Origin of the sequence: Actinomadura scrupuli (genome assembly GCF_050971785.1) — a bacterium.
In the GTDB taxonomy this organism is placed as follows: Bacteria; Actinomycetota; Actinomycetes; order Streptosporangiales; family Streptosporangiaceae; genus Actinomadura_E; species Actinomadura_E scrupuli.
The window spans coordinates 279992-291667 of sequence record NZ_JBPCCU010000003.1; the positions used below are offsets into that span (position 1 = coordinate 279992).

Annotated in this window: 1 protein-coding gene; it reads left to right on the top strand. The window is 71.3% G+C overall.

Annotated features, from left to right (window positions below; genetic code table 11):
- Positions 1–856 precede the first annotated feature (856 nt).
- A complete protein-coding gene (locus tag ACRYCC_RS15655) occupies positions 857–11653 on the top strand; it encodes an SDR family NAD(P)-dependent oxidoreductase (RefSeq protein ID WP_433812653.1) in 10797 nt (3598 codons plus the stop codon).
- The last annotated feature ends 23 nt before the right edge of the window (positions 11654–11676 follow it).

Sequence of the window (11676 nt, forward strand, 5' to 3'; positions counted from 1 at the left end):
GGGCGCTGAGCGGCCGGACCTGCCGAGGGCTGGGATCAGGGGAGACGGAAACCCTCTGAGCAGGCCAAATGAGCTGGTTCCTGCCAGCGTGGACCGGTTCGGCGTGCGCCCGTCGACGGACGTGGGTCTCGTCACCGGCGGCGGAGGTCCTCTGACTCCGCCATGACTCCTCCATGTCATTTCGCGGTCGCAGTCGGTGAAATTTCTATCACTTGAAATGGCCTGACCTGGACACCCCGGCCCGGGAACCCGTCTTTCCGATCAATGGCTGACCAGCCACTTCGGCGGCTTCCCCGGACATACCTCATGGCGATGAACGCGTGCATGCATGGTGGCGGACCTGCGCGGATGTACCAAGCGTCCATCAGATCTCCCGCTGATGGAGTGCTGACGAAAGCTTCACTGAAGGGCAACCTGGTTTAACGCGGACGCAACCTGATACTTATCTCGTCCGTGTTGTAATTAGTCACTCCGATATCTGATGATACGAGGCGTAGGCGACGGGGCGCAGACTTCTCTGGTCGGGCACGAGCGGATGCTGTATGGCATCGCTGTTCCGACCACGACGCTTGCGGTCAATCGATCACGGTGTGCCCATTAAAGGGGGTGGGTGCTCCGGACTATTAACCTGCAGAAAATCACGCTTGACACTGGGGAATGCCATGAATCGCACGGATCGGCGGCAGACCGGGATCGCGTCCCCGACGGGGCGAATCGGGGCCCGGAATGGCCCGGTGGTCGCCGCGCCGGGGCGTCGAAGTGAGCCGGGAACGTGCCAGGGACCGGCTCTGGGCTCCCAGTCATGGGTGTGCCACGAAGCGATGTGCAAGCTGATCGACAAGGAGCTCGGATCCATATGACCCAGAGCACTGACGATCCGCGGGGCGGCTCGGTGACCGACGAGCAGAAGCTCCGCACCTATCTGCGGAAGGTGACCGGGGACCTGGTCACAGCCAACCGCCGCGTGCGCGAGCTGGAGGAGCGAGACCTCGAGCCGGTGGCGATCGTGGGGATGAGCTGCCGGTACCCCGGCGGAGTCGGCTCGCCGGCTGAGCTGTGGGAGCTGGTGGCGGCCGGGCGTGATGCGGTGGCGGGGATGCCGGAGGACCGCGGCTGGGACCTCGAGCGCCTCTACGACCCGGATCCCGACCAGCCCGGGACGGTCTCCACGCGTTGCGGCGGGTTCATGGACGGCGTGGCCGACTTCGACGCCGGATTCTTCGGGATCAGCCCGCGAGAGGCGCTCGCGATCGACGCGCAGCAGCGCTTGATGCTGGAAGCCTCGTGGGAGGCGTTCGAGGACGCGGGCATCGACCCCACATCGCTGCGCGGCTCGGACACCGGGGTGTTCTGCGGCGTCATGTCCACCGACGAGTACGGCACGTCGACGCTGCCCGAGCTCGAGGGTTTCCGCCTCACCGGCACGGCCACGAGCGTCGTCTCGGGCCGGGTCGCGTACAACTTCGGCCTCGAAGGCCCCGCGGTGACACTGGACACGGCGTGCTCCTCCTCGCTGGTGGCGTTGCACCTGGCCGCGCGGGCACTGCGCTCGGGGGAGTGCTCGCTCGCCCTCGCCAGCGGCGTCACGGTCATGTCCGGGCCGTTCGTGCTGGTGGAGTTCAGCCGGAAGCGCGGGCTGGCACCGGACGGGCGCTGCAAGTCGTACGCCGCCGCCGCGGACGGGACCGGGTTCTCCGACGGACTCGGCCTGCTGGTGCTGGAGCGGCTGTCGGACGCGCGTCGTAACGGCCGCCGGATCCTGGGAGTGGTGCGGGGGAGCGCGGTCAACCAGGACGGGGCGAGCAATGGTCTGACGGCGCCGAACGGGCTGTCGCAGGAGCGGGTGATCCGCCAGGCGCTGGCCAACGCCGGTCTGAGTGCGAGTGACGTCGACGTCGTGGAGGGGCACGGGACCGGGACGACGCTGGGCGATCCGATCGAGGCGCAGGCACTGCTCGCGACCTACGGGCGCGAGCGGGTGAACGGGCCGCTGCGCCTGGGATCGGTCAAGTCGAACATCGGGCACACGTCGGCGGCGGCCGGGGTGGCGGGTGTGATCAAGATGGTGATGGCGATGCGGCACGGGGTACTGCCGCGCACGCTGCACGTCGACGCGCCCTCGCCGCATGTCGACTGGGAGGCCGGGCAGGTCGAACTGCTGACCGAGGCCGAGCCGTGGCCGGCCCCGGGGCGCCCGCGCCGTGCGGGGGTCTCCTCCTTCGGCGTCAGCGGGACGAACGCGCACGTGATCCTCGAGGAGCCGCCGGCTCCGGTGGAGGAGCCGGCCGACGACGCGCGCGAGCCCTCGCGGTCACCGGTGCCTCCTGCGGTGCCGGTGCTCGTCTCCGCCCGGAGCGAGGTGGCGTTGCGGGCGCAGGCGGAGCGGTTGCGCTCTCATCTGGTGTCTCGTGCGGAGCTCGAGCCGGTCGATGTGGGTTTCTCCCTCGCGACCACGCGGGCTCAGTTGGAGCGGCGTGGGGTGGTGGTGGCGGCTGATCGTGCGGGGTTGCTGGCCGGGTTGGGTGCCCTCGCTGATGGAGAGCCGGCGTCCGGGGTGTTCGAGGGCCGGGTGGTGGGGGGCAGGACGGCGTTCTTGTTCTCGGGTCAGGGTGCGCAGCGTCCGGGGATGGGTGCGGGTCTGGCCGCGGTGTACCCGGTGTTCGCGCAGGCGCTGGATGAGGTGTGCGGTGAGCTGGACGGGCGGCTCGGCCGGCCATTGAAGGAGCTGCTGTGGGCTCCTGAGGGGTCGGCGGAGGCTGGTCTGCTGGATGTCACGGAGTTCACGCAGGCGGGGTTGTTCGCGGTCGAGGTGGCGTTGTTCCGGCTGCTGGAGTCCCTGGGAATACGCCCGGATTACCTGGTCGGTCACTCGGTGGGCGAGCTGGTGGCGGCGCATGTGGCGGGGGTGTTGTCGCTTCCGGATGCGTGTGCGCTGGTGGCGGCCCGGGGCCGGCTCATGGGTTCCCTGCCGGCGGGGGGCGGGATGGTGGCGGTGCAGGCTTCCGAGGAGGAGGTCGCCGGGTCGTTGACCGGGTTCGAGGGGCGGTTGTCGGTCGCGGCGGTGAACGGCCCCCGAGCGGTGGTGGTGTCGGGAGATCTGGAGGCGGTGGAGGAGTGGTTGCCGCAGTGGCAGGGCCGTAAGACCTCGCGGTTGCGGGTCAGTCACGCGTTCCATTCGCCGCGGATGGAGCCGATGCTGGCCGAGTTCCGGCAGGTGGCCGAGGGTCTCAGTTTCGCCGAGCCGCGCATCCCGGTCGTCTCGAACGTGACCGGCCAGGTGGTGTCGGGAGAGCTGACCGACCCGGCCTACTGGGTGGATCATGTCCGCCGGGCGGTGCGGTTCCTGGACGGTGTCCGCACTCTCCGGGAGCAGGGCGTCTCCCGGTTCCTGGAGCTGGGCCCGGATGGGGTGCTGAGTGCTCTGGCGCGTCAGTCGATCGACGAGGACGACGCGGTGTTCGTACCCGCGTTGCGTGCCCGTCAGCCGGAGGCCGAGACCTTCGCCGCGTTCCTGGGCCAGGCCCACATCGCCGGTGCGACGGTCGATTGGCCGGCCTTCTACGCGAGTAGCGGGGCACAGCGGGTGGAACTGCCGACGTATGCCTTCCAGCGCGAGCGCTACTGGGTCGCGCCGGGCACAGGGGCGAACGATCCGGCCACCGCCGGCCTGGAACGCCTCGATCACCCGCTGCTCGCGGCCGCGGTTCAGGTCGGGGACCGCGAGGAGTGGGTGTTCACCGGGCGCCTGTCGCACGACATCGCGCCATGGACCCAGGACCATGCCGTGTTCGGGACGGTGATCGTGCCAGGCGCGGCGCTGGTCGAGCTGGCCCTCGCCGCGGGCCGGCATGTCGCGAGCCCGGTGGTGGAGGAGCTGGTCCTCGAGGCGCCGCTGCTCCTGCCGGATGACGCCGCGGTGCGGGTACAGGTCACGGTGGGCCGGGCCGACGAGGACGGCCGCCGGGAGGTGGCGATCTACTCCAGCCCGGAGGCCGCCGCCGAGGACGGCGAGCGTGCGGCGACCTGCCATGCGCGCGGGCTGCTGGCCGTGGCGGCGGAGCCGCCGGTGGCGTTCCCCGGGACGTGGCCGCCGGCCGGGGCGGAGCCGATCGCGGTCGAAACGCTGTACGGGCGGCTGGCCGAGGCCGGCTACGACTACGGGCCGTTGTTCCAGGGTGTGCGGGCGGCGTGGCGCGACGGCGAGGAGGTCTACACCGAGGTCGCGCTCGCTGACGATCTCATCGACGCCGCCAGGGGTTTCGGGATCCATCCGGCGCTGCTGGATGCCGCGTTGCATGGTGGGTTGCTGGAGAAGGAGGCGGGGTCTCCGGCGGAGCTGCCGTTCTCGTGGTCGGGGGTGCGGCTCGGGCAGGGGGAGGGTTCGCGGGTGCGGGTCCGGATCGCCCCTGCGGGTGAGTCCGCACTCCGCGTCGACGTCATGGATGAGGCCGGGGTAGCGGTGGTGTCGGTCGAGGCGCTGGCTGTTCGGCCGGTGGATCCGGCGCAGCTTCAGGTGGCCGGGCGGGCGGTGAACGGTTCGCTGTTCGGGGTCGAGTGGGGGCAGGTCGCGCCTGTGGCGCAGAACGGGGCGGGCCCGTTGCGTGTCGCGAGTCTGGGTGATCTCGCCGGGGCCGAGCGCTACGAGGACCTCGACGCGCTGACGCGCGCGGTCGCCGACGGTGCCCCCGCCCCGGCCGTGGTCGTCACCGCGATCTCGTGCCCACCGCACAAGCACGGTGCGGCCGAGAGGGCGCGTGCGGTCGCCGGTCAGACCCTGGAGTTGCTGCAGCGGTGGCTGGCCAGTGCGGATCTGGCGGATGCGCGGTTGGTCGTGGTGACGCGCCGTGGGGTCGCGGTGGGCGACGAGGCCCCCGATCTGGTGCAGGCGCCGGTGTGGGGAATGGTGCGCAGCGCGCAGTCCGAGAATCCGGGCCGGTTCGTGCTCGTCGACCTCGACGGCGAGGGCGACGTGCCGGATTGGGGGTCGCTGCTCCGTCTGGACGAGCCGCAGTTCGCGGTGCGCGCGGGCCGGTTGCTGGTGCCGAGGCTCACTCGTGCCGGGGCGGCGTCCGGTGAGCCGTTGCCGCTGGATCCGGACGGGACGGTGCTGATCACTGGTGGTACCGGCGGCCTGGGGGCGGTGTTCGCCGCACATCTCGCCCAGCGGCATGGTGCCAGGCGGTTGTTGCTGGTCAGCCGTCGTGGCCTGGCTGCGGAGGGTGCGGCGGAGCTGGTCGGGGCGCTGGAGGGGCTGGGCTGCCAGGTGCGGGTCGCGGCGTGTGACGTCGCGGATCGTGATCAGGTTGCCGGGTTGCTGGGGTCGCTGGAGTGTCCGTTGACGGCGGTGGTGCATGCGGCGGGGGTGCTGGATGACGGTGTGATCGAGTCGTTGACGCCGGAGCGGGTTGAGCGGGTGATGGGCCCGAAGGTGGATGGGGCGTGGCATCTGCATGAGCTGACCGCGGGGATGGACCTGTCGGCGTTCGTGCTGTTCTCTTCGGTGGCGGCGTTGATCGGTGGCCCTGGTCAGGGCAACTACGCCGCTGCGAACGCCTCTCTGGATGCTTTGGCGGCCAGGCGCCGCGCTGCCGGGCTTCCGGCGAGTTCGCTGGCGTGGGGGCTGTGGGCCGCTGGCACCGGGATGAGCGGGGGGCTGGAAGAAGCCGAGCTCGCCCGGTTGGAGCGGATGGGTCTGGGTGCGCTGCCGGTCGAGGTGGGTCTGGAGCTGTTCGACCAGGCGCAGCGGCTCGACGCGGCGCTGCTCGTACCGATCCGGCTCGAGCTCGGCGCGCTGCGGGCGCAGGCGCGGGCGGGTGTGCTGCCGGCGCTGCTGCGCGGGTTGGTGTCGGTGCCGGTGCGGCGGGTGGAGTCGGGGGGTGGGTCGCTCGCGCAGCGGCTGGCGGGCGTTGCCGAGGGTGATCGGGAACAGGTCGTGCTCGGGTTGGTGCAGGCGCAGGTGGCTGCGGTGTTGGGGCATGCCTCGCCCGCCGGCATCGACCCGGTGCGGGCGTTCAAGGAGCTGGGTGTCGACTCGCTGGCGGCGGTGGAGATCCGTAATCGGCTGTCGCAGGTCACCGGTCTGCGGTTGCCCACCACGCTGGTGTTCGACTATCCGACGTCTGCGGCGGTCGTGGGGTTGCTGCTGCGGGAGGCCGGCGGGGCTGTCGAGGCCGCGCGGCCGGTCGCCCGCGCGTCGCGATCACGCGCGACAGAGGACGAGCCGCTGGCGATCGTGGGAATGAGCTGCCGCTACCCCGGCGGGGTGATGTCCCCGGACGACCTGTGGGAACTCGTGGCACAGGGCCGCGATGCCGTCTCGGGGTTCCCGGCTGATCGTGGGTGGGACGTCGAGCACCTCTATGACCCTGATCCGGATCACCCTGGCACCGCTTACACCCGTGGGGGTGGGTTTGTGGAGCGGGCGGGGGAGTTCGACGCGGGGTTCTTCGGGATCAGCCCGCGCGAGGCGTTGGCGATGGATCCGCAGCAGCGGTTGTTGCTGGAGGGGGCATGGGAGGCGTTCGAGGACGCGGGAATTGATTCGTCTTCTTTGCGGGGGAGCGACACCGGTGTCTTCTGCGGGGTGATGTACCAGGACTACGGGTTCGTTGCGGGGCTGAGTGATCGCCGTTCGGAGATCGAGGGGTATTTGGGGATTGCTTCCGCGGGCAGTGTGGCGTCGGGCCGGGTGAGTTACACGTTCGGTTTGGAGGGGCCGGCGGTGTCGGTGGATACCGCGTGTTCCTCGTCGTTGGTGGCGGTGGATCTGGCGTGTAGGTCGCTGCGGTCGCGGGAGTGTTCGCTTGCGTTGGCGGGTGGGGTGACGGTGCTGGCGCGGCCGAACGTGTTCGTGGAGTTCAGCCGTCAACGAGGGGTGTCGCCTGATGGGCGGTGTAAGCCGTACGCGGCGGCGGCTGATGGTGTGGGGTGGGCCGAGGGTGCGGGTCTGCTGGTGCTGGAGCGGCTCTCGGACGCGCGTCGCAACGGCCACCGGGTGCTCGGGGTGGTGCGGGGGAGCGCGGTCAACCAGGACGGGGCGAGCAATGGTCTGACGGCGCCGAACGGTCCGTCGCAGGAGCGGGTGATCCGCCAGGCGCTGGCCAACGCCGGTCTCAAGCCAGGTGACGTCGACGCCGTAGAGGGACATGGGACCGGGACCCGACTCGGGGACCCCGTCGAGGCGCAGGCGCTGCTGGCCACGTACGGGCGCGAACGCGAGGACGGTCCTCTCCGGCTCGGCTCGATCAAGTCCAACCTCGGCCACACGCAGGCCGCCGCCGGAGTGGCCGGTGTGATCAAGATGGTCATGGCCATGCGGCACGGGATGCTGCCGCCGACCCTGCACGTCGATGCCCCCTCGCCGCACGTCGACTGGCAGGCCGGGCAGGTCGAACTGCTGACCGAGGCCGAGCCCTGGCCGGCCTCCGAACGACCCCGCCGCGCGGGGGTCTCCTCGTTCGGCATCAGCGGCACGAACGCGCACGTGATCTTGGAGGAGCCGCCGGCGCTGGATGAGGAGCCGGCCGACGACGCGCACGAGCCCTCCCGGTCGCCGGTGCACGATGAGGAGCCGGTCGAGAGTCCGAATGCTGTGCCGCCGGTGGTGCCGGTGCTGGTCTCCGCCCGGAGCGAGGTGGCGTTGCGGGCGCAGGCGGAGCGGTTGCGCTCTCATCTGCTGTCTCGTCCGGAGTCCGAGCCTGTCGATGTGGGTTTCTCTGCGGTGACCACGCGGGCGCAGTTGGAGCGCCGTGGCGTGGTGGTCGCGTCGGATCGAGCGGGGTTGCTGGCCGGGTTGGGTGCGCTGGCGGCTGGTGAACCTGCCGCAGGGGTGTTCGAGGGCCGGGTGGTGGCGGGCAGGACGGCGTTCTTGTTCTCGGGCCAGGGTGCACAGCGTCCGGGGATGGGTGCGGGCCTGGCCGCGGTGTATCCGCGGTTCGCGCAAGTGCTGGATGAGGTGTGCGGTGAACTGGACGGGCGGCTCGGCCGGTCATTGAAGGAGCTGCTGTTCGCCGCGGAGGGGTCGGCGGAGGCTGGTCTGCTGGATGTCACGGAGTTCACGCAGGCGGGGTTGTTCGCGGTCGAGGTGGCGTTGTTCCGGCTGCTGGAGTCGTTGGGTGTTCGCCCGGATGTGCTGATCGGCCATTCGGTAGGGGAACTGGTCGCGGCGCATGTGTCCGGGGTGTTGTCCCTTCCGGACGCGTGTGCGCTGGTGGCAGCCCGGGGCCGGCTCATGGGTTCCCTGCCGGCGGGGGGCGGGATGGTGGCGGTGCAGGCCTCCGAGGAAGAGATCTCCCGGTCGTTGACCGGGTTCGAGGGGCGGTTGTCGATCGCGGCGGTGAACGGCCCACGAGCGGTCGTGGTGTCAGGAGACCTGGAGGCGGTGGAGGAGTGGTTGCCGCAGTGGCAGGGCCGTAAGACCTCGCGGTTGCGGGTCAGTCACGCGTTCCACTCACCGCGGATGGAGCCGATGCTGGCCGAGTTCCGGCAGGTGGCCGAGGGTCTCAGTTTCAGCGAGCCGCGCATCCCGGTCGTGTCCAACGTGACCGGTGAACTAGTGACCTCGGAGCTGACGGATCCGGGTTACTGGGTGGATCATGTCCGTCGGGCGGTGCGGTTCCTGGACGGTGTCCGCACCCTCCGGGAGCAGGGCGTCTCCCGGTTCCTGGAGCTCGGCCCGGACGCGGTGCTCACCGCCCTCGCGCGCCAGTCGATCGACGAGGACGACGCGGTGTTCGTACCCGCGTTGCGTGCCCGCCAGCCGGAGGCCGAGACCTTCGCCGCGTTCCTGGGCCAGGCCCACATCGCCGGAGCGACGGTCGATTGGCCGGCCTTCTACGCCCACAGCGGGGCACAGCGGGTGGAACTCCCCACCTACGCCTTCCAACGCGAGCACTACTGGCTCATGGTGGGCAAAGACGCGGGCGATCTGGCCGCGGCGGGGCTCGGGCGGTTGGAGCATCCGGTGCTGGCCGCAGCGGTCCGGGTCGGGGACCGCGACGAATGGCTGTTCACCGGGCGCCTGTCCACCGATACACACCCCTGGGTGGCTGAGCATGCGCTCCTGGGCACCGTCGTGGTGCCCGGCACCGCGCTCGTCGAGCTCGCCCTCGCCGCGGGCGAGCACACCGCGAGCCCGGTGGTCGAGGAACTGGTCCTCGAGGCGCCGCTACTCCTGCCGGATGACGCCGCGGTGCGGGTACAGGTCACGGTGGGCCGGGCCGACGAGGACGGCCGCCGGGAGGTGGCGATCTACTCGTCCCCCGAAACCGCCGGCGAGGACGGCGAACGTGAGCCGACCTGCCACGCACGCGGGGTACTGGGCATGACGGCGGAACCTCCGGTGCCGTTCTCTGCGGTGTGGCCCCCTGAGGGTGCCGAACCGGTCGCGGTCGATGCGCTGTACGGGCGGCTGGCGGAGGCCGGGTACGACTACGGGCCGTTGTTCCAGGGTGTGCGGGCGGCGTGGCGCGACGGCGCACATGTCTACACCGAGGTGGAGCTACCCGATGACGCGGGTGGTGAGGGTTTCGGGATCCATCCGGCGCTGCTGGATGCCGCGTTGCATGGTGGGTTGCTGGAGAAGGAGGCGGGGTCTCCGGCGGAGCTGCCGTTCTCGTGGTCGGGGGTGCGGCTCGGGCAGGGGGAGGGTTCGCGGGTGCGGGTCCGGATCGCCCCTGCGGGTGAGTCCGCACTCCGCGTCGACGTCATGGATGAGGCCGGGGTAGCGGTGGTGTCGGTCGAGGCGCTGGCTGTTCGGCCGGTGGATCCGGCGCAGCTTCAGGTGGCCGGGCGGGCGGTGAACGGTTCGCTGTTCGGGGTCGAGTGGGGGCAGGTCGCGCCTGTGGCGCAGAACGGGGCGGGCCCGTTGCGTGTCGCGAGTCTGGGTGATCTCGCCGGGGCCGAGCGCTACGAGGACCTCGACGCGCTGACGCGGGCGGTCGCCGGGGGTGTGGCGGTCCCGGATGTCGTGGTCGCCGCGATCGGCGGTTCTGCGGCGGATGACGCTGGTGTGGTGGCCGGGGTGCACAGGGCCGCGGAGCAGACCCTGGAGTTGCTGCAGCGGTGGCTGGCCAGTGCGGACCTGGCGCGTGCCCGGTTGGTCGTGGTGACGCGCCGTGGGATCGCGGTGGGCGACGAGGCTCCCGATCTGGTGCAGGCGCCGGTGTGGGGGTTGGTGCGCAGCGCGCAGTCCGAGCATCCGGGCCGGTTCGTGCTGGTCGACCTCGACGGCGAGGGTGACGTGCCGGATTGGGGGTCGTTGCTCCGTCTGGACGAACCGCAGTTCGCGGTGCGCGTGGGCAGGTTGTTGACCCCGAGGCTCGCGCGGACGCCCGCGGCGCCGGCGGGCGCAGAGCCACCATCGCTGGATCCGGACGGGACGGTCCTGATCACCGGCGGTACGGGAGGTCTCGGGGCGGTGTTCGCCCGTCACCTCGCTGGGGCCCGCGGGGTGAGACGGCTGCTGCTGGTCAGCCGGCGCGGCCCCGGCGCGGCCGGGGTGGAGGAGCTCGTCGCGGAGCTGGAGGCGCTGGGCTGTCAGGCGCGGGTCGTCGCGTGCGATGTGTCCGACCGGGATCAGCTCGCCGGTTTGCTCGGGTCGTTGGAGCATCCGCTCACGGCGGTGGTCCACGCCGCGGGTGTGCTGGACGACGGGGTGATCGAGTCGCTGACCCTGGAGCAGGTCGGGCGGGTGATGCGTCCCAAGGTGGATGCGGCGTTGCATCTGCACGAGCTGACGGCGGACATGCCGTTGTCGGCGTTCGTGTTGTTCTCCTCGGTGGCGGCGCTGATGGGCGGCCCGGGGCAGGGCAACTACGCCGCGGCCAACGCGGTCCTCGACGGCCTCGCGCAGCAGCGGCGGGCCGCGGGGTTGGCGGGGAGTTCGCTGGCCTGGGGGTTGTGGGCCGACGCGGGCGGCATGGCGGGTGAGCTCGGTGAGGCCGATCTCGCGCGGCTCGGGCGGATGGGAGTGGTGCCTCTGCCGACGAGCCTGGGGCTGGAGCTGTTCGACCAGGCGGAGCGGCTCGACGCGGCGCTGCTGGTGCCCGTACGCCTCGATCTGGGTGCGCTGCGGACCCAGGCGCGGGCGGGTGTGCTGCCGGCGTTGCTGCGGGGGCTGGTCCGCGCGCCGGCACGGCGCGCGGAGTCCGCGGGCGGATCGCTCGCGCAGCGGCTCGCGGGCGTGCAGGAGGCCGAGCGGGAACAGGTCGTCCTCCAGCTGGTCCAGGCCCAGGTGGCCGCGGTGCTCGGGCACGCCTCGCCCGCCACCATCGACCCCGCCCGCGCGTTCACCGAGCTCGGGTTCGACTCGCTCGCCGCGGTCGAGCTCCGCAACCGGCTCACCCAGGCCACCGGACTGCGACTGCCCACCACGCTCATCTTCGACCACCCGACGTGCGCGGCGGTCGCGCAACTGCTCCTCGCCGAGGCCGGCGGCGCCGCCGCGGTGCCGCCCATCGAGCAGGAGCTCGCGAAGCTCGAAGGCCTGCTCGCCACGATGCCGACCGGCGAGAAGCAGCATGTGGCCGGGCGCCTGCGCTCACTCCTGGCCGCGATCACCGACGGTGCGCAGCGGACGAGTGAGCGGATCGAGTCGGCCACGACCGTGGACGAGGTCTTCCAGCTGATCGACGCCGAGTTCGGCGAGGCATGACGGCAAGCGCGAGCCCGGAACCC

What these genes read in the sequence shown, in the direction of transcription:
- ACRYCC_RS15655 (WP_433812653.1), top strand. Translation starts at nt 857, where the DNA reads ATGACCCAGAGCACTGACGATCCGCGGGGCGGCTCGGTGACCGACGAG.